The organism is Listeria sp. LM90SB2, assembly GCF_028867355.1.
Taxonomy (GTDB): domain Bacteria; phylum Bacillota; class Bacilli; order Lactobacillales; family Listeriaceae; genus Listeria; species Listeria monocytogenes_B.
In genome coordinates, this window is sequence record NZ_CP046449.1 from 1,577,495 (window position 1) to 1,598,489 (window position 20,995).

The 20,995-nt window shown below is 36.8% G+C and carries 17 protein-coding genes, 1 pseudogene and 2 other annotated features; all 18 genes and pseudogenes read right to left on the minus strand.

Going from position 1 to position 20,995, the window contains the following annotated elements:
• Window positions 1-2: 2 nt before the first annotated feature.
• The 18 genes and pseudogenes from mreC to mutM all read right to left on the minus strand — a co-directional run bounded on the left by mreC (window position 3) and on the right by mutM (window position 20,992).
• Entirely contained in the window at window positions 3-890 is an 888-nt protein-coding gene (mreC, locus tag GL301_RS07850) for a rod shape-determining protein MreC (RefSeq protein ID WP_003725674.1), read from the minus strand.
• 85 nt (window positions 891-975) lie between these two features.
• Entirely contained in the window at window positions 976-1,989 is a 1,014-nt protein-coding gene (locus GL301_RS07855) for a rod shape-determining protein (protein ID WP_003727393.1), read from the minus strand.
• 451 nt (window positions 1,990-2,440) lie between these two features.
• Complete coding sequence (radC, locus tag GL301_RS07860) at window positions 2,441-3,115, minus strand: RadC family protein (protein ID WP_003725676.1); 675 nt, start codon at window positions 3,113-3,115, stop codon at window positions 2,441-2,443.
• An 11-nt stretch (window positions 3,116-3,126) separates the two neighbouring features.
• Window positions 3,127-3,833: pseudogene (locus GL301_RS07865) on the minus strand (prepilin peptidase).
• A 211-nt stretch (window positions 3,834-4,044) separates the two neighbouring features.
• Entirely contained in the window at window positions 4,045-5,334 is a 1,290-nt protein-coding gene (locus tag GL301_RS07870; RefSeq protein ID WP_070298268.1) for a bifunctional folylpolyglutamate synthase/dihydrofolate synthase, read from the minus strand.
• Between the two features lie 61 nt (window positions 5,335-5,395).
• Window positions 5,396-8,047 (minus strand): valine--tRNA ligase, encoded by a 2,652-nt coding sequence (locus GL301_RS07875; RefSeq protein ID WP_003725679.1) that lies wholly within the window; start codon window positions 8,045-8,047, stop codon window positions 5,396-5,398.
• Window positions 8,048-8,095: 48 nt separating this feature from the next.
• Window positions 8,096-8,323, minus strand: a binding site (T-box leader).
• Between the two features lie 47 nt (window positions 8,324-8,370).
• A complete protein-coding gene (gene hemL / locus GL301_RS07880) occupies window positions 8,371-9,660 on the minus strand; it encodes a glutamate-1-semialdehyde 2,1-aminomutase (RefSeq protein ID WP_003725680.1) in 1,290 nt (429 codons plus the stop codon).
• A 12-nt stretch (window positions 9,661-9,672) separates the two neighbouring features.
• The gene (gene hemB / locus GL301_RS07885) at window positions 9,673-10,647 is read right to left on the minus strand and encodes a porphobilinogen synthase (RefSeq protein WP_003725681.1); all 975 of its coding nucleotides are present in this window, start codon (window positions 10,645-10,647) and stop codon (window positions 9,673-9,675) included.
• On the minus strand, window positions 10,644-11,366 hold the full coding sequence (locus GL301_RS07890; protein ID WP_003725682.1) for a uroporphyrinogen-III synthase: 723 nt from the start codon (window positions 11,364-11,366) through the stop codon (window positions 10,644-10,646). Before GL301_RS07890 ends, hemB begins: the two co-directional genes overlap by 4 nt.
• Entirely contained in the window at window positions 11,363-12,292 is a 930-nt protein-coding gene (gene hemC, locus GL301_RS07895; RefSeq protein WP_003725683.1) for a hydroxymethylbilane synthase, read from the minus strand. Before hemC ends, GL301_RS07890 begins: the two co-directional genes overlap by 4 nt.
• Window positions 12,293-12,295: 3 nt before the next feature.
• On the minus strand, window positions 12,296-13,603 hold the full coding sequence (gene hemA / locus GL301_RS07900) for a glutamyl-tRNA reductase (protein WP_070298267.1): 1,308 nt from the start codon (window positions 13,601-13,603) through the stop codon (window positions 12,296-12,298).
• Window positions 13,604-13,730: 127 nt separating this feature from the next.
• A complete protein-coding gene (gene yihA / locus GL301_RS07905) occupies window positions 13,731-14,315 on the minus strand; it encodes a ribosome biogenesis GTP-binding protein YihA/YsxC (protein WP_003723242.1) in 585 nt (194 codons plus the stop codon).
• A 107-nt stretch (window positions 14,316-14,422) separates the two neighbouring features.
• The gene (gene thrS, locus GL301_RS07910; protein ID WP_003725686.1) at window positions 14,423-16,345 is read right to left on the minus strand and encodes a threonine--tRNA ligase; all 1,923 of its coding nucleotides are present in this window, start codon (window positions 16,343-16,345) and stop codon (window positions 14,423-14,425) included.
• 68 nt (window positions 16,346-16,413) lie between these two features.
• Window positions 16,414-16,644, minus strand: a binding site (T-box leader).
• A gap of 50 nt (window positions 16,645-16,694) precedes the next feature.
• Window positions 16,695-17,618 carry a primosomal protein DnaI gene (gene dnaI / locus GL301_RS07915; RefSeq protein ID WP_003725687.1) on the minus strand — a complete coding sequence of 308 codons (924 nt, stop codon included), beginning with the start codon at window positions 17,616-17,618 and terminating at the stop codon, window positions 16,695-16,697.
• Between the two features lie 9 nt (window positions 17,619-17,627).
• The gene (locus tag GL301_RS07920; protein WP_003741050.1) at window positions 17,628-19,004 is read right to left on the minus strand and encodes a replication initiation and membrane attachment family protein; all 1,377 of its coding nucleotides are present in this window, start codon (window positions 19,002-19,004) and stop codon (window positions 17,628-17,630) included.
• 5 nt (window positions 19,005-19,009) lie between these two features.
• Window positions 19,010-19,474, minus strand: a complete 465-nt coding sequence (nrdR, locus tag GL301_RS07925) for a transcriptional regulator NrdR (RefSeq protein ID WP_003723246.1) — start codon at window positions 19,472-19,474, stop codon at window positions 19,010-19,012.
• Window positions 19,475-19,551: 77 nt separating this feature from the next.
• Complete coding sequence (coaE, locus tag GL301_RS07930) at window positions 19,552-20,154, minus strand: dephospho-CoA kinase (protein WP_003725689.1); 603 nt, start codon at window positions 20,152-20,154, stop codon at window positions 19,552-19,554.
• Window positions 20,155-20,170: 16 nt separating this feature from the next.
• A complete protein-coding gene (mutM, locus tag GL301_RS07935) occupies window positions 20,171-20,992 on the minus strand; it encodes a DNA-formamidopyrimidine glycosylase (protein ID WP_003731156.1) in 822 nt (273 codons plus the stop codon).
• Window positions 20,993-20,995 lie beyond the last annotated feature (3 nt).

The window sequence follows — 20,995 nt, forward strand, 5'->3', positions numbered from 1 at the left end:
GATTATTGTCCTCCAGTCGTGTCTGAACTAGTTGTATCGTCATCCGTTGTCCCTGCTTCCGCTGAACGCTTCAACACAGTAACATGATTTAGATCATACATGTCAGCACCTGGCTTAATAAACGCGGTTTGAGATAATCCCATTTTATCAGTTTCTACTTTTTCAATTGTACCGATAAAGATACCAGCTGGGAATTTTCCACCGAGTCCAGAAGTAACAACTTTCTGTCCTTTTTTAAATTTCATGTCATACGGTAATTGTTTTAATTCTAATAACTTAGTATCACTGTCATAACCATTGATAATCCCGAATGCATTTTCCTTGCCCTGCACTTTAGCAGAAACACGGTTTTTAACATCCGACGAAGTTAATAATTCAACCGTGGCTGATTTAGCGCCTGTCGTTGTTACTTTACCAATAAGACCACTTGGTGTTGTAACTGCCATATCCGGTTTTACTCCATCACTTGAACCTTTGTCGATTTCTACTTGATCATTCCAATTAGTAGGATTTCTAGAAATAACAGAAGCATTAAGTGGATCGTAGTCACGAATACTATCCGTAATATCAAGACTTTCTTTTAAATCTTTATTTTCTTTTTTTAAGTCTGCAACTTCACTTTCAAGTTGTGCCAATTCTTCTAAACGTTCTTTTAGATGTTGGTTTTCAGTATAAGTGTTTTTTAAATCAACCACTCCATCAACTGCACCTGAGATAAATGAAGTAGGCTTAGCTACTATATTTTCGCCAAATCCAACAACATCTTTCACAAATTGTTCTGGCCACGAAGCATTCTCACGATCACGTAAAGAAAAACCAACTAGCGCGACGAGAACAATAATAGATATTAACAAGATAATCAAACGTTTATTGAGAAAAAATTGTGGCATAACGACACCTCATCTCGTTAGTACTCTTTTTCCATTTTTTTGAAGCTAATTCATCTTGTTATATGACATAAATGAGCGTGTCCATTTAGTTCATTTTTTTGCGTTTATACATATCCATATTTTCCAAAGCTTTCCCTGTTCCAATTGCAACACAATCAAGTGGTTCATCTGCAATAATAACAGGCATTTTTGTTTCTTCGGAAATAACTGTATCTAAATTACGTAAAAGAGCTCCCCCACCTGTAAGTACAATACCTTTATCCATAATATCAGCTGACAATTCTGGTGGCGTATTTTCAAGTGTTCCTTTTACAGCATCAATAATCGCTGCTACTGTATCAGCAAGTGCTTCGCTAATTTCTTCTGGAGTAATTTCAATAGTTTTAGGAAGTCCAGTTACTAAATCACGTCCTCGAATGCTAAATGGAGATAAGTCCAAACCATTTGGACTAGCTGAGCCAATTTCCATTTTGATTGCTTCGGCAGTACGATCACCAATTAATAGATTATATTTTTTACGAATGTAATTAATGATAACTTCATCTAAATCATCACCAGCAGTTCTTACAGAGCGACTGGTTACAATACCACCTAGAGAAATAACAGCAACTTCTGTAGTTCCTCCACCAATATCTACAACCATGCTACCTGTAGGCTCGCCAACTGGAAGCCCAGCACCAATAGCCGCAGCAAATGGCTCTTCAATTGTAAATGCATCTTTAGCTCCTGCTTGACGAGTCGCATCAATAACAGCACGTTTTTCTACACCTGTAATTCCAGAAGGTACACATATCATTACGCGTGGTTTACTTGCATTAACACTTTTACCAGCTTTTTGTATGTAATACTTCATCATTGCTGCAGTTGTATCATAATCAGCAATAACACCATCTTTCATTGGACGAATTGCAACGATATTTCCTGGTGTTCTACCAATCATATTTTTTGCATCGCTACCAACTGCAACTATTTCTTGAGTGTCTTTTTTCATTGCTACAACGGAAGGTTCACGAAGGACAATACCTTTTCCCTTCATATAGACAAGTGTGTTCGCTGTTCCTAAATCAATTCCAATATCTTTATTACCAAATCCAAACATCTGTATTCTCCTTTTCCTTCGTAATATTCTACAGGATACATTAAGTTTCCTTATTCGTCCATTAAATTAATGTTACCTTATCCCTTTGTGTCAATGTTTCTGTTTAGACACATAAACAACCATCTTATTATAACATAAGTAAGACTATGAGACATTAATTTTTCATGAGAAGGAAAAAATTTTAACTTTTCTTTAAAAACATTTTTTGAGCGTTACTAAATTTACTAAGAATATACTTTTGAAAGGATAAATTTTCACTTAAAAAATTCAATCAGACAAAGAAAAACTGGAATGGCAAACATACCGATAACTATTGAAAAGACGATAATATTATCTTTATATACTCTCCATTTATTTTGCACAATAAGCCACCTTTACATTTTATTGGTACTCACTTTAGCATAAGGTAGCAAACGTTGTCTGTAGACATTTTGTGAACAGTATTCTTGATTTAAAAGTAACCTTTTTCTTTCAAACTAATATACTTATTCTTGCCAATGATAATATGATCTAGTAAGGTAATTCCGACAATATTACCAGCTTCAGCTAACCTTTTTGTTACAAGCAAGTCTTCACTAGAAGGAGTCGGATCACCAGATGGATGGTTGTGAAAGCACATGATTGATGCTGCTGATTTCCTGAGCGCTAATCTAAAAACTTCTCTAGGATGAACGATGGAAGCATTCAGACCACCAACAAAAATCGTTTGCCGATATATTACTTGGTTTTTGGTATTTAAAAATAGACAATGGAAATGTTCTTGAAAAAGAAAAGCAAGCTCTGGCATTACAAGTTTTACCGCATCTTCGGGACACCTAACTACCACTTCTTCCTGCTCCGTTACGATGCCGATACGTCTTCCAAGTTCAATCGCAGCCATGATTTTAGAAGCTTTTGCTATTCCGATACCATTAACTAACTGAAATTCTTCTATAGAAGCATATTGCATTTCGCCCACGTTTTTGAATTTCATGATGATTCGATTAGCTATCGTCAAAACTGACTCATTTTTAGTCCCTGTTTCAATAATTAAAGCAACCAATTCCGAAGATGAAAGTGCTTCTATCCCATAATTCTGTAGCTTTTCGCGTGGTTTTTCATTCTCTGATATTTCATGTATCAACATAAGAACAGCTCCTATTTTATCAAAATACTAATCAGCAGAAAGGAAACATATATATACGGAACAAATGGAACTTGCTTATTTTTCTTCACTTTATTTAATATCAATGCAGTTAATAATATTATTGTCCCTATAATAATTGCTAGAAAAAAGATATAATATCCTATTTTAAAACCTAAAAAAGTACTTAAAATAATAAGTATTTTGATATCGCCAAGTCCAATTCCTTTTCGAAAAATAATAAAAAAAAGAAGATAAAAAAGACAGCTGATTACCCCTGAAAAAATGAAATCCATCAAAGTTTGGTTATATAAGATGGCAATGATTGCCAGTACACAGAAAAATACAATTAATATTGAGTTAGGGACATACAAATAAAAAATATCTGTGATAAAGAAAAAAGCTAAAAAAAAATAATGTAGTAAAGAAGAAACGAATATGAAAAAGAAAATTGAATGTACAGAAGAAGTATATAGATTGGTGTTACTAATTCCATTAAAAAGTAGATTATCGGAATAGGTCTTTCACAGCATCTAGACTTTCCTCTAAAAAAAAGAAAGGAAAAAACGGGAATGATATGATAGAAAGCAAGTGTCTTTTGACAAAAATTACACTCCGAAAAACGGAATAAAAATGATTTTTTCACTGGAAAACATTCTCCTGCGACTTGAATGAACGACATAAATACTGCACTATAAATAGCTAATAAAAAGTAAATCATCTGTCACCTCCTAGTTGTTAAAAACAGAATAGCAGAGACGAAATCTTTTTGCACATAGCTAAAATCACTTTTCCACCTTCTATTGCATAACAAAAACACCTATTTTCATTAGTGGAAAACAGGTGTTTTTATATATTTTATCTTCTGAAAATCCTTTTTTAGCTATTTGTTCTTTTTTATTTCTCACAGTATACTCGATTTATTCAAAAGATTAACGTTTTGAGGCCAACAAATATTTCCGCACTTCTGAAATGAAATAAAGCGATCCTGTAATAAAGATTTTCGTATTAGTCTCCGTTTCGTAAAGATTACCTAATACTTGCTGCCAATCTGGGTTCAAAGAAATACCTTCATTTTTTCCTATTTGTATTACTTCTTCCGCCATCATAGCTCTAGGATAATCAAAAGTAGTTAGTATTATTTCTGTATTGGGAATGGACTTTAACATTCCTAACATTTCTTGATAGTTTTTATCAGCTAATATACTCACGATTATTTTCTTAGGCCCAGAATACTTTTGGATGGAATGAGCGAATGTTTTAATACCTTCTGGATTATGCGCTCCATCCAGCATAATAAATGGATTTGAAATGATTTTCTCCATTCTTCCTGGCCAAAATGCTTTTTCCAAGCCTTTTTTAATTGCCGCCAAACCAATTTCAAAGGTAGAAAATGTATTTAAGTACTGTAATACTTTAATAGCTACCGCCGCATTATTCAATTGATGAAGACCAAGCAGCCCAATGGAAAGATTGCTTATTTCTTCTCCATATATAGTTTTATAAGTTATATTTCCATTTTCATTATGCATGAAAAAAGTCTCATTTAATTGAGCAATATTGGATTTATTCTTTTTTGCTATCTTAGCTATAACTTCTTGAGCTTCTTTTTGTATAGCACCTGAAACAACTGGTATTCCTGGCTTAATTATGCCAGCTTTTTCACTAGCAATTTGCTCGATTGTATCCCCAAGGAATTCCATATGATCCATCCCAATCGTGGTAATTACAGAAATTAGTGGCACTAGAATATTCGTAGAGTCCAGTCTTCCGCCTAGTCCTACTTCGATAATACCAATATCAATGGAAACATATTCCGCAAAGCATAAAAACATCATAGCTGTAATAATTTCAAATTCTGAAGGTGGTCCATAAATAGTTTTTTCTAGCTCTTCCGCAATAGGTTTAATTCGGTTAGCTAATGAAACGATCATTTCATCGCTAATCGGTTCACCATTAATACTAATTCGTTCATTAAAAACTTCAATGTATGGTGAAGTGAAGGTTCCCGTTCTATATCCAGCTTCTTCTAGAGCATTTCTAACAAAAGTAAGTGTTGAGCCTTTTCCATTTGTTCCAGCAATATGTACCCACTTATTCGCTTTTTCCGGATGATTTAGCTTTTCCATCATATACTCCATACGAGCTAGTCCAGGCTTTATTCCTAGACGAAGCGTTCCGTGAATCCAATCTAATGCTTCTTCATACGAATTTAATGTCATTATTTAAACCACCTTAAAACTGACCCTACCAGTTGATTTCATGATAAGGTCAGTTCGTTTTTTATACTTCTTTTAACGTTTCAATTCTTTCAAGAACAGAGGCTTTTTTATCTAGATAATCTTTTTCTTTTAGACGCTCTTCTGCAACTACACTCTCAGGAGCTTTGCTAATGAATCGCTCATTGTTTAGTTTCCCTTGAACTCTTGCCACTTCTTTATTCCATTTTTCTAGTTCTTTTTCAAGTCGAGCAATCTCTACATTTAAATCAATTAACGCCTCTAAAGGAATGAAAATCTCTGCTCCAGATACTACAGCAGTCATCGCCGTTTTAGATGCTTCAACATCGAAGGAAATTGTCACTTGTTCAGGGTTACAAAAACGTTCAATATAAGAAATATTTTGTTCTAGAATTTCTTTATACGTAGTATCTTTCGGTTTAATTTCAAGAACAATTGGCTTACTAAGAGGCGTATTCACTTCAGATCGAATATTCCGGACAGCACGAATCACTTCAACTAAAGTAGCCATGGCCGTAGAAGATTTAGTATCAATCTGTTGTTCATTCACTTTTGGCCATTCAGCAATTGTAATAGATTCCCCTTCGTGAGGTAAATTTTGCCAAATTTCTTCTGTTACAAAAGGCATGAATGGATGAAGTAATCGCATAGTCGCATTCAAAGTATACGCAAGTACAGATCTAGTTGTTTGTTTTGCTACTTCATCTTCTCCGTAAAGAGGTATTTTCGCAATCTCTATATACCAATCACAGAAATCATCCCAGATAAAGTTATATAACGTTCGTCCCACTTCACCAAATTCATATTTTTCACCTAAGGAGGTAACCGCTTGAATTGTTTCATTAAGTCTAGTCAATATCCATTTATCACTAACTTCAGTAACATTAGACAAATCAATTTCATTATATTTCATCCCATCTAAATTCATTAACACAAAACGGGATGCATTCCAAATCTTATTAATGAAATTCCAAGTAGACTCTACTTTTTCATAGCTGAATTTCAAATCTTGACCTGGTGATGAACCTGTTGCAAGTGTATAACGAAGAGAATCTGCTCCATATTTGTCAATAACTTCAATTGGGTCCACACCATTACCAAGCGACTTAGACATTTTACGTCCTTCAGAGTCACGCACTAAACCATGAATCAATGTATCTTTAAAAGGTCTCTCACCAGTAAATTCAACAGATTGGAAAATCATTCTAGATACCCAAAAGAAAATAATATCGTATCCAGTTACTAAAGTATTAGTTGGGAAGAAATGTTGGAAATCTGGATTCTCAGTATCTGGCCAGCCCATTGTTGAAAATGGCCATAAAGCCGAACTAAACCAAGTATCTAGTACATCTTCATCTTGTTCCCATTCAGAAAGGTTTTCAGGTTCGCTTTCACCAACATAAATTTCACCTGTTTCTTTATGATACCAAGCCGGGATTCTGTGACCCCACCATAATTGACGCGAAATACACCAATCGTGAATGTTATCCATCCAAGTTTCATATGTTTTTTCAAATCTAGCTGGTACAAAATTCACTTTGTTTTCCGTTTTTTGAAGTTCCAGTGCTTCTGCAGCAAGAGGTTCCATTTTCACAAACCATTGTAGTGAAAGATAGGGTTCTACTACCGCTCCAGTTCGCTCTGAATGCCCCACTGAATGCAAGTGAGGTTCTTGTTTGATAAATAAACCTAAGTCTTTGAAATCTTGAATAATTTCTTTTCTAGCTACAAAACGGTCCAAACCATCATATTTACCAGCATTTTTATTCATTGTCCCATCTTCATGCATGACAATAATTCTTGGCAACTCATGACGATTCCCTACTTCAAAATCATTCGGATCATGTGCAGGCGTAATTTTAACTGCACCAGAGCCAAACTCTCTTTCCACATATTCATCAGCAACAATAGGAATTTCTCTATTCAAAATCGGTAGCATGATGGTTTTACCAATTAAGTGTTGATATCTTTCATCTTTTGGGTGAACCGCAACAGCTGTATCACCCGGTATTGTTTCAGGACGTGTTGTAGCTACTTCTAGGTAACCAGAGCCATCAGTTAATGGATATTTCAAATGATAGAAACTGCCTTCAATATCTTTATGAATTACTTCAATATCAGATAAAGCCGTTTTCGCTTCTGGGTCCCAGTTTATTATATATTGGCCGCGATAAATAAGACCTTTATTATATAATGTTACGAATACTTTTTTTACGGCATCCGATAAACCATCATCTAGTGTAAATCGTTCTCTTGAGTAGTCTAAACCAAGGCCTAACTTCTCCCATTGTTCACGAATAAACTCAGCGTATTCTTCTTTCCATTCCCAAGTCTTATCCACAAAGTTTTCTCGTCCTAAGTCATAACGAGAAACATTAGATTCTTTTAATTTCGCTTCTACTTTAGCTTGCGTTGCAATACCAGCATGATCCATTCCTGGTAAATATAAAGTGTCAAACCCTTGCATTCTTTTCATTCGAGTAATAATATCTTGTAAAGTTGTATCCCACGCATGGCCTAAATGTAGTTTACCTGTTACGTTTGGTGGTGGAATAACAATACTGTAAGGTTTTTTATCCGTATTTCCTTCTGCTTTAAAGAATTCTTTTTCTAGCCACCATTTATATTTACCTGCTTCTACGTTACTCGGCTCATATTTTGTAGGCATATTTATTTCATTGTGTTCGATTGTCATAATGATTCCTCCTTTTTTAGGCAAAATAAAAAACTCTTCTCATCCTCATAAAAGGACGAAAAGAGTATTATTCGCGGTACCACCTTTTTACCCACAGAAAAAAATTGCAGGCACTTCATTGTGTTAACGATAGAGAAATCTACCGGTTATTCCTTACTATAAATTCAGGAATACTGCTCCAAGGCTACCTTCAGACATCATTTTTGAAAGCTTGCACCAACCGCTTTCTCTCTTTAAAAAAATAAATGTCCTACTCTTCCTCTTCATTGCATTTGATTCTATATACTAGAAATAATTTTAACAAAAGTTTCAAGATTCGTCAATTAGCCGCGAAGTATTTTGCATGTCGTATCAAATGCTTCCAAGGTCTTATCAATTTCTTTCTCGGTGTGCATCGTAGAAATGAAGACACCCTCAAACTGAGACGGTGGTAAGAAAATGCCTTGACCTAACATTTCACGGTAATAATTTCGGAAAAATTCTAGATTACTTGTTTTTGCTGTATCAAAATTAATCACTTTTTGATCAGTGAAGAAAAAGCCGAACATCGAACCAGCCTTATTAATCGAGAGCGGGACTTGTCTTCTAGCAGATATCTCTGTAAGTCCTTCTTCCATTCGCTTAATCAGGGTGCGGAAAACATCATAGTGTTGCGGCGTTAGTTGGCGAACTGTTTCAAAGCCAGCATTCATTGCTAATGGATTTCCGGATAAAGTTCCCGCTTGATAAATAGAACCAGCAGGAGCAATCTGTTCCATAATTTCTTTCTTTCCACCATAAGCACCAACTGGTAAACCACCACCAATCACTTTTCCTAAACAAGTAAGATCGGGCGTTACCACATAATAGCCTTGAGCAGAATAGTAATCTACTCTAAATCCGGTCATAACTTCATCAAAAATGAGCAAGGAGCCAAATTTTGTAGTAAGCTCTCGAAGTCCTTCTAAAAATCCATCAATTGGAGGAACAACACCCATATTGCCCGCGACTGGTTCAACTATGACTGCTGCTATTTCTTCTCCATATTTTTGGAAGGCCAGTTCGGCTCCTTCAATATCATTGTATGGGACTGTTATTGTATCTGCCGCAAGACCTTTAGTAACTCCTGGAGAATCCGGTAATCCGAGTGTTGCTACCCCTGAACCAGCTTTAATTAATAAAGAATCTCCATGTCCGTGATAACTTCCTTCAAATTTCAAGATTTTTTCTCTTTTTGTATAACCGCGAGCCAAACGAATAGCACTCATCGTTGCTTCCGTTCCTGATGAAACCATACGAACAATTTCAATAGATGGCACACGTTCAATTACTAATTTTGCTAATTCAGTTTCAATCTCAGTAGGCGTCCCAAAGCTGGTACCTTTCAGAGCTGCTTTTGTAATAGCATTAACAACAGCTGGATCAGCGTGCCCTAAAATTAGAGGGCCCCAAGATAACACATAATCAATATATTCGTTACCATCAACATCTGTAATATAAGCGCCTTTTCCGTGGTCCATAAAAACTGGCGAGGCATCTACAGAGTTGAATGCTCGAACAGGGCTATTTACACCACCAGGTAAGACTTTTTTGGCTTCTTTAAAGGCCTTTTCGGATTTCGAATAGTTTTGCAAATTTCTTACCTCCTATTTATTTAAATATTTGGATGCATCTTTTGCAAAATAAGTAATGATAAGTGTTGCACCCGCTCGTTTCATACTTGTTAGCATTTCTAAAACAATTTTTTCTTCATCTATCCAACCATTTTGCGCAGCTGCTTTTACCATTGCATATTCACCACTAACATTGTAGGCAACTACTGGTAAATTGGTATTGTTCTTAACATCGCGCATGATATCTAAGTATGATAATGATGGTTTAACAATAAGGAAATCTGCACCTTCTTGTTCATCCGACATTGCTTCGCGAAGAGCTTCTTCACGATTGGCAGGATCCATTTGATAAGATTTTCTATCACCAAATTGAGGGGCACTACCAGCAGCATCACGGAACGGTCCATAAAAAGCAGACGCATATTTAACTGCATATGACATAATTGGGATATCATAAAATCCCGCTTCATCTAACCCTTCGCGAATGACTTGAACAAAACCATCCATCATATTAGATGGAGCAATGATATCCGCTCCTGCAGCGGCTTGACTGACAGCTGTTTGTTTCAATAATTCAAGCGATTCGTCATTGAGAATTTCCCCGTTTTCAATAACACCACAATGTCCATGATCAGTAAATTCACATAAACATGTGTCAGCCACCACAAGAATTTCAGGAAAACTTTTTTTTATAAGTCTTGTAGCTTCTTGAATAATTCCGTGGTCGTGATAAGCTTGCGTGCCAACTGCGTCTTTCTCGGCAGGAATACCAAATAAAATAACCGCTTTAATACCAAGGCTCTCAACTACGCGCATTTCTTCTTCTAGTTCATGTAAAGGATATTGAAAAACCCCAGGCATAGAAGCTACTTCTGTTTTTGGTTCTTTGCCATCTTTAACAAAAATCGGATAGATTAAATCATCTGTATGTAAAACTGTTTCTCTTACTAAATCACGCATTGTTTTGGTTTTTCTTAGACGACGATGTCTATCAAATTGATTTTTCATTTTAATTCCTCCTGTATTATCAAATCAGCTAGGTGCTTCATGGTGAAGGTTTTTGGTTGATATTTTACTTCCCATCCATCTGCTATAATGGCTTCTGTTGTAATACTACCAATGGATGCAATATGCCACTTCTCTTTTTGAGCAGGGAATGACTTCGCAGTGGAATAGAAGTTTTTCCATGCAGATGGGCTGGCAAAAACAATTATTTGTGTTTCATTTAGTTTCAGTTGTTCGATTAACCGTATTTTAGAATTTTCTGGAAAGATTGTTTCATAGAGCTCAAACGAAACAACGATGTAACCTTTTTCAATCAATCTATCTTTTATTATTGTTCTGCTTAAATTACTTTGTGGTATTAAGATACTTGTTTTCTCTGGGTTTTCGTTTAGCCATTCTTCTAAAAATACTTCTGACTGATAGATAGATGGGACAAAATTTGGTTCGTGACCAAATTCTGCCAGTTTTTCTTTTGTTTTTTCACCGATGACAGCTATTTTATAATTGAATCTTTCATGTTGGTTCGTAAAGAAATATTCTACAGCATTTGCACTTGTTAAAAAAAGCCAGTCTGTTTGTTGTTGTTCTCGACTCAAATCCATTTTTATAGGTCGTGTTTTAATCAGCGGGATTGACGTCACTTCAAAACCATTTTGCGAAAAATAGGTTTGCCATGGTTTGTTTTTATTCGCTTCTCTTGTTAAAACAACTTTTTTACTCATATATTTCTCAGTTCTTTGATAATAGTATCTGCACCTTCACTTAGCAAATCTTCTGCTACTTTATTTCCAATTTCACTTGGATTTGCACCAGCTTGTTCGGATGCAAGAATGATGGAACCATCCGCATTACCAACTAAACCTTTAAAATGAACGACTTCATTAGCTCTTGTAGCAAAGCCGGCAATCGGAATTTCACAGCCACCATTTAATTTTTTCAAGAAAACACGTTCTGCTTCTACACAAATTCCAGTTTCTTCGTGATGAATAGAAGTTAACATATCGCGGATTTGTTGATCACTTTCGCGACACTCGATAGCAAGTGCACCTTGTCCAACAGCTGGCAAACATAATTCTGGTGGGATGTCTTCTAGTTTTAACGTAGTATTTTCTAACCAACCCATACGAGCTAACCCAGCTTTTGCTAAGATAATTGCATCAAAATTTTCTGCATGTAATTTTTGAAGACGTGTATCGATATTGCCTCGAATTGGTTTAATCACAAAATCAGGTCGATGTTTTAGAAGTTGTGCCGCTCTACGGAGGCTACTTGTACCAATGACCGAGCCTTGTGGTAACTCATCTAGAGAATTCACTCGATTGAAAACGAAGCAATCTAATGGCGATTCACGTTTTGGAATCGCGCCAATAATTAATCCTTCTTTCAAACTTGATGGAACATCTTTCATGCTATGTACCGCAAAATCAATCACTTCATCACTTAAAGCCTGCTCCACTTCGGATACAAATAGACCTTTTCCGCCTACTTTGCTAAGTGTTACATCTAAAATACGGTCCCCTTTTGTAACAATTTCTTTTATCTCAAAATCGAACTCAGGATAATTTTCTTTGAGCTTGTTAATCACCCAATTAGACTGAGTTAAAGCTAACTTGCTTCGTCTAGAACCAACAATTATTTTCCGTTTCATCCGTTAACTCCTCGTTTCGGCTTGTTCTTTTTCTATTACAGTAACATCTGTTTCACTCAACCCAAAAATACGTTTAAAATGTTCAATACTTGTAGTTGCATCTTCTTCCACAGACATTTCTTTTAATTCTGAGATAGGTTGTTTCAGCATTTGGTTTATAATGCTTTTCATATGTTTTCCAATTTGAATGTATTCGCGTTCTGTTAGTCCAGGAAGTTTATTTTCTAAACTAGTCATAGTAACTTCTTGCATATCTAACGCTTTTTCACGCAAAGCACGAATAACAGGGACGACGCCTAGTTGCTTTTCCCACTCGAAAAAGTTACGAACTTCTGCCTCAATAGTTTTTTCAAGTTCCAGAACGATTCGCTGCCGCTCTAATGAGTTCGCGCTAACGACCCCTGCCAAATCGTCAATGTCATATAAATGGAAATTGGGAATGTATGAACAATCATGTTCAACATTTCGCGGTAAACCGATATCAATCACAAGCATCGAACTCGCTTTTTGTTCCATCAAATCTTGCATAGCAGCTTGTTTAATAATAGGTTCTGCCGCACTTGTCGAAACGAGAACGATGTCTGCTAGCATCAAATGTTCATTCATATTTTCATATGCGCCCACTTTTGCTTGAAATTGATTTGCTAATAATTCTGCATTAGATTTAGTTCGGTTGATGATGGTTATATCTGCAATGCCGCTCCCAGCGAGATTTTGCAAAGCGAGTTCACTCATTTCCCCTGCACCAACTAGCACAATTTTCTTATTGTCTAATGAACCATATAATTTTTTTGCAACCTCTACAGCGGCATAACTGACAGACACAGCATTTTCATTAATTTTTGTATGGTGGTGTACTTTTTTTGCGAAAGTAACTACTTCCCGAAAAAGTTTATTTAAAAGTGTACCTGTTGTAGCCGTTTGTTTGGCGATTTCGAATGCATGTTTTACTTGTCCGAGGATTTGCGTTTCTCCCAGTACTAACGAATCAAGTCCCGCGGTTACTTTATATAAATGATTGACAGCATCTGTTTCCTCATGGAAAAACAAATAAGGCTCGATTTTTTCCATATCCATTTGAAACCAGTTAGCCATAAAGCGTTTTAAGTAATATCTACCTGTATGTATTTGGTCAACAACCGCAATAATTTCTGTTCGATTGCACGTTGAAATAATAACATTTTCGAGGATACTTTTTTCCTGCTGTAATGTTACTAAGGCCATTTCTTCTTCGCTTTCTTTAAAAACTAATTTTTCGCGGATGTCGATTGGTGCTGTGTGATGATTCAGCCCCATGGTGAGAATAAACATTCGATAATCCTCCTAAAATTAAATTGAACTCTAATACATTCTACCACTTTTCGATGTGTTCACCAAATAGTCCGTTTATGTATTTAGACGGAAAAAAGAGCTGGATTTTTCATTCCAACTCCTTCTATTATTCCATTCCTTCTTTGATAAACTGCCATGCTTCGTCTTTTCCCATTTTTGTTTCAGAGGAAAATAAGACAAATTTGTCATCAGGATCAAAATCAAGTGTTTCTCGGACAATTTTAGCATTTTTTTGCCATTTACTGCGTGGGATTTTGTCTGCTTTCGTTGCTACGACGATGACAGGGATGTCGTAATACTTCAGAAATTCATACATCATTCGGTCATCTTCAGTTGGCTTATGTCGTAAATCAACAATTTGGATAACACCACGAAGTTGCTCGCGAGAAGTAATATAGGTTTCAATCATGACGCCCCATTTTTCTCGTTCTGTTTTCGAAACTTTAGCGAAACCATAACCGGGTACATCGACAAAGAAAAGTGCTTCTTCAATTTTATAAAAATTTAGTGTTTGTGTTTTTCCTGGTTTTTGTGAAATTCTTGCCATACTTTTGCGGCGAATCATCGTATTAATAAAAGATGATTTTCCAACGTTTGATCGACCTGCAAGTGCATATTCTGGAAGGTCTGTCTCGGGATATTGCTCTGGTCGAACAGCGCTTATTATTAGTTCTACATTATTTACATCCATAATTTTCCATCCTGTTCTATTCATTATCTTTTACTAGTATAACGGAAAAAGAGGAAAAAAGCACCATGAAAAAATACTGCCCCCTTTAAGAGACAGTATTTTCGTGATTAATATTTGCTTACTTCAGCAACAACTTGTGCGATAAATGCATCTAAATCCATTGTTTCAGAGTCTTTAGAGCCGTAACGACGAACGTTAACAGAACCAGCCTCTACTTCTTGGTCACCTAATACTAAGGCATAAGGAATTTTCTTTGTTTGTGCTTCACGGATTTTATATCCTAATTTTTCATTACGATCATCCACTTCAGCACGAAGTCCAGCGCGTTGTAATTTATCTTGTACACCTTTTGCATAATCTAAATGTGCATCTGCATTAACTGGAATAAGTTCCATTTGTACTGGAGCTAACCAAGTTGGGAAAGCACCTTTGTATTCTTCGATTAGATATGCGACAAAACGTTCCATTGTCGATACAACTCCACGGTGAATGACAACTGGACGATGTTTTTCGCCATCTTCGCCAATGTAAGTTAAGTCAAAGCGTTCTGGAAGTAAGAAGTCAAGTTGTACAGTGGAAAGTGTTTCTTCTTTTCCTATTGCAGTTTTCACTTGAACATCTAGTTTTGGACCGTAAAATGCAGCTTCACCTTCTGCTTCAAAGTAATCCATTTCCATTTCGTCCATGGCGGATTTAAGCATGGCTTGCGCTTTTTCCCACATAGCATCATCGTCAAAATATTTTTCAGTATTTTTCGGATCACGGTAGCTTAGGCGGAAGGAGTAATCTTTAATATCAAAGTCTTTATATACTTCTAAAATTAGCTCTACAACCCGTTTGAACTCATCTTTGATTTGGTCAGGGCGAACAAATACGTGTGCATCATTTAAAGTCATTCCACGAACACGTTGAAGTCCTGAAAGCGCCCCACTCATTTCATAACGGTGCATCATACCAAGCTCGGCAATACGGATTGGTAGTTCACGGTAACTATGGATATCATTTTTATAAATCATCATGTGATGCGGGCAGTTCATTGGACGTAAAACTAGTTCTTCGTTGTCCATTTTCATTGTTGGGAACATGTCTTCATGGTAATGATCCCAGTGGCCGCTTGTTTTATAAAGCTCAACATTAGCCATAATCGGAGTGTAAACGTGATTGTAACCAAGGCGTTCTTCTTTATCCACAATGTATCGTTCGATAACGCGTCGGATAGTCGCACCTTTTGGCAACCAAAGTGGTAAACCTTGACCAACTTCAATACTATTTGCAAATAAATCTAGTTCTTTACCTAGTTTACGATGATCACGTTCTTTCGCTTCTTTTTGCATTTGGATAAATTCTTTTAAGCCATTTTTATCGAAGAAAGCTGTGCCGTAAATGCGTTGTAGCATTTTGTTGTTACTATCGCCACGCCAGTATGCACCAGCCACGCTAAGTAGTTTGAACACTTGAATTTTACCAGTAGAAGGAACATGGACTCCGCGACAAAGGTCGAAAAATTCACCTTGTGTATAAATTGTCACTGTTTCATCTTCTGGGATTGCTTCGATAAGTTCTAATTTATATTGATCTCCAATTGCTTTGAAACGTTTAATTGCTTCTTCGCGAGAAACAACTTCGCGCTCAATTGGAACATTTTCACGCACAATTTTTTGCATTTCTTTTTCAATTTCAACAAGAGATTCATCGCTAATAACTGCCTCTGTATCAATATCATAATAGAAACCAGATTCAATCGCTGGGCCAACACCAAATTTCACATCTGGATAAAGGCGTTTCAATGCTTGAGCCATTAAATGAGCTGTACTGTGACGCAAAATACCAAGCGCATCTTCATGGTCTGGTGTTACGATTTCGATTGCTCCGTCTTCGTGGATTGGTGTTACTAAATCAAGTAACTCCCCGTTTAATTTACCTGCGAGTGCTTTCTTTTTTAGCCCTGGGCTGATAGAAGCAGCAATATCTGCTGTTGAAACGCCTGGCTCGAATTCTTTTACTGCACCGTCTGGAAATGTGATTTTCATACTAATCTCTCCTTTTCTTTTTTTAGTGTGGTTAGGAGGGCAAAATAAAAAACCCATCCCTCCTGTTGTCAAGGGACGAGTTTATGCTCGTGGTTCCACCCAAGATTCAGAAATAGCTAAAAATAACTACTTCACTCTTGTCGCTTATAACGGAGCGATCCGTCTATTATTACTAGTTAAACACGTTCCTAATAGAAGTTCCAAGGTGGTCCAAATTTAAGTTCCAATAGAAGGTTCCCAGCTAGCCCTTCCTCTCTAAAATTTTCCGTTAAATTGGTTGTCCTTTTCATCACTTTGTTTTATATTACTTCAAATTATAAGCCCGATTAAACATATTTGCAAGTACTTTTTAGAAACGGCGATTTTTCCCTTCTAAGTTAACCTCTTTCGACAAATAGCGCACCCGTTCCATGATTCGGCGAGCTTTTAGTTTTTCTTCCGTACCATTTTGGGCAAACATTAAATGATTTTCTAGTTGATCCATGTTGTAATTTGATGAGAAGAAAGTTGGTAATTCCTCTTGCATCCGGAATTGTAAAATCGCACCCAACACTTCATCACGCGTCCAAGCGGTCATCGATTCTGCGCCAATATCATCGAGCATCAATACTTCTGTTTCTTTCGCAAATTGAATTTTTTCACCGACTGTATTGTCAGAAATAGACTGTTTCACTTCGCGCATGAACTCGGGTAAATAAACAAGTGTAGTTGAAATACCTTTTAAAGCAAGTTCTTTCGCAAGGGCCCCTAACAAATAGGATTTCCCAGTCCCAAAGCTACCATGAATAAATAAGCCCTTCACACGTTCCCCACTTTTCGGAGGATAATTATTTAAAAATTGATATGCTTCCACAAGCGCTAATTGACGCGATTCTTCATCGGTATAAAAGTCCGCTAAGTTCGCGTCCACTACTTGCTTAGGCATATAAAGAGAACGAATTCTTCGCTCAACTGCACGGCGTTTATCTTCTTCTATTTTCTCTTTCGTCGGATAGTAGGTGACAGTGATGAATTCCCCATTAAGAACAAGTTTTGGTGCATAACCAGGCATTATAGTTTCTTCCTGTTCCGTGAATTTTTTGTGTTGCGTCATAAATTCATATAAATTAGACAAATTTTGATTAACTAATTGCTCGGTAACCTCTTCTTTGTGCTCTTTGAAAAAGTCTTGAATTGGTTGATAATGGAGAACTTGTTGTTTTAAACCTTGGTATTCTTTTTCAAAGTCGCGGCCTTCAAAAAGCTGTCCTAATGTTCTTTCGATGTTATCCATCTTCTTCACCTACCTTTTATTTAGTCGTTCTTTAATTTCACGAACTTGTTCTTCGAGTGTTTGTTTTTCTTTATCTGTCATTTTATTTTCGGCTGGAGCAACTTGCTCCTTATCAAACCAATCCGGCAAAATTTCTTTTCGCGTTGTTTTTTGATAATTTCGGTTGTAATTATTCGTTTTTGGTGTGGCTGGTTCTTCTTGAAGTCGTTTGTATTTCTCGTGCTCTTGCCACGCTAGATCCATTGCTTCTTTTGCTGTTTTTACATTTTTTCGTTTCCAGTGAGCAGCAATCGTCATCATGTAATTTTTAGAAAGCTTCCGGTCAAGCCGGAGTAACACGTACTCAATCAGCACATTCATCACAGGAACTGGTAAATTTTGCTGGTTCATGACTTCTTCTACAACGCGCAAATCGGTTTCAGCGGGAACTGCCCCGTCTGAAATGTCTACCAAAAGTTGAAAAGGCGTGATGCTCTCTAAATATACTTGCAGCGCTTCTTCATCATTTAACGATTCTTCTGGTTCTTTATCGACAGGCGTTTCCTGCTTCATTTGCAGTTTTGGCGGCGCACCGTGTTCGATGGTGTAGCCTTCACGAACGATTTTACGCAAATAAACGATGTCGATTTCACCATTTGCATCAAGCGCACGATACAAATAACTCGGCATATCTTTTTCAGAAACTTGATAAATCCCGTGAAGTTTTAATATCGTTTGGCGTACTTCTTTTGTTATCTTTTCGCGAGCAATCATTCCCGGTGAAAGCAAGCTCAAAAACAAATTAAAGTCAAAACTCGCGTCATCAAATTCAATTTCTTTTGGCGTCACTTTGTCTAGTAACTTTTGACTAGTTTCAGTCGTAACTGCACTACTACCACCTTTAAACGGTTCGAAAACATCTTGAAACGAACGAGTGATTTCGCTATATGTAGCTGTGTCAAATGCCTCGTCTGCGAAAAAACGACGCAAACGTTGAAACTGCGCATTGCCAATTTTGCTATATAAATAAATATTTAATAGACCATCCGAAAAAAACTTTTCTGGTGATAACGGTGGCAAGATTTCGTAAATATAAAAGCGTTGATCGTTTTCGGTCTTCACATAACTCTTTAAAAGACCTAAGCCTTCTAATTTTAGCCTTGCCTCGAATAACGCTTTCAAACTAATATCAAGCATATTTAAAAGTTGGACGTGCGAATGCGCTTCTGACCAAAGTCTGTTTTCTTCGACTTCTGTGAACAGTGTTTGATATAAAGCAAGACATTCCGCCCCCATTAGCGGTTGATATAACATCGTAATAATTTTTCTGTCGGCGCCGGTCAAGATTCCACTTGCTTTTACTTGATAGCTGTCTACCGCTTGAAGCTCCATCCAAAATTCCGTCAATTTACTCACCTATCTTTATTTTTTTCCATTAAATCTTTTAACTCTTCGACAAACACACTAATATCTTTAAATTGGCGATACACCGAAGCGAAGCGCACGTAGGCTACTTCATCGAGATTCGCTAATTTATTCATCACTTTTTCACCAATTAAGTCAGACGCGATTTCACTGTCTCCAATATTTCGCAGTTCACGTTCTACCTCATTGACAATTTCTTCAATTTGTTCAGCGCTAACTGGTCGTTTTTCACATGCTCTTATTAAGCCGCGTCGCACTTTTTCACGAGCGAATTCTTCTCTTGCTCCATCTTTTTTCACAACTATTAAAGGACTCTCTTCTACCTTTTCAAAAGTAGTAAAACGAAATCCGCATTTTTCACATTCACGCCGTCTTCGGATGGAATTGCCATCATCTGCCGGTCTTGAGTCTACAACACGTGTACCATTATATTGACAAGTAGGACATCTCACAAAAACTCACTCCTATCTCTAGCTTTCTCTATCTGTTTATTTGTATGCCTCATTATACCATGTGAAAGTAAGGGTGGCTATTTGTTCTTTACAAAACGCTTGATAAATGTAAGAACTTGTTTTTGTGTCTTTTCAAGTGATTCATTATTATCGATGACAAAATCAGCTTTTCTCGCCTTTTCATCGATTCCCATTTGGCTTTCAATTCTTCTTAATGCATCTTCTTTTGTTAGATTATTTCGCTCCATCAGGCGTTTTAACTCTGTTTCAGGGGTGGTCCAAACAACAACTATTTTATCCACCAACGATTCTAAATGACTTTCAAACAAAAGCGGAATATCGAAAAAGACAAGCTCCTCTCCTGCTTCAAAAAAACGTTCGCGCGCTTCCAACATATAGTCTTTCACACGTGGATGCGTAATTTCATTTAACTTTTCACGCTTTTCCTTATCTTTAAAAATAATTTCTCCTAATTTAGCTCGATTTAATGTGCCATCTGCAAGTAAAATTTCTTCCCCAAAATAAGCAACGATTTCTTTTAGTCCTTCTGTGCCACGCTCCACTACTTTTCTAGCAGCAATATCTGCATCTACTAATGGAATACCCGCTTGCTGAATCATGTTACTCACTGTTGATTTCCCTGTTGCTACACTTCCTGTTAATCCAATCGTTTTCCCCATGATTTCAGCTCGCTTTCTATTTTTGGCAATTCGGGCAAAAATGTGTCCCGCGTCCGTTTAATTTAATTTTTTCAATTGGCGTTCCACAAACAACACACGGTTCGTCTGTTTTGCCGTATACTTTTAATTTATCTTGATATTGTCCAAGCTTCCCTTGCGAATTTACATATGTTCTGACAGTGGAGCCACCAAGTGCTACAGCTTCAGTCATAATACTTTTCGTCGCTTCAAAAATACGTTTGATTTCTTTGTCTGAAAGTGAGTTAGCTGCTCTTTCCGGGCGCACTTTTGCTTCAAAACAAATTTCATCCGCATAAATATTTCCTACTCCGGCTACTAACTTTTGATCAAGTAAAGCCGTTTTGATGGCGCGGCTTGTTTTTTTTACACCAGTCGCAAAATCCGTTAATGTAAAGGCTTGCGTCAGCGGTTCTGGGCCAAGCTTTTTAATCGACCGCGTTTCACCCTCACCGTATTTATTTGTTACTTCCATCGTGCCAAATTTTCGCACATCTAAAAAACGCAATTCCGTGTGATCTTCAAAATGAAAAATAATATGCGTATGCTTGCTAACCTCTTCCTTTTCATCCATTAACCGAAATTTACCTTCCATTCGTAAATGCGATAAAATCGTACAGTTGGTTAAGTCAAAAAGTAAGAATTTACCACGACGGCGTACACCCTCTATTTCTTGCCCGACAAGCATATGCACAAACTCATCGGGTGGTGTTGATACAATCATTTTTGGAACACGAACAATTACTTGATCTATTTTTTTACCTGGGACTAATTCTTGTAAAGTTGCGCGGACATTTTCTACTTCCGGCATTTCTGGCATATA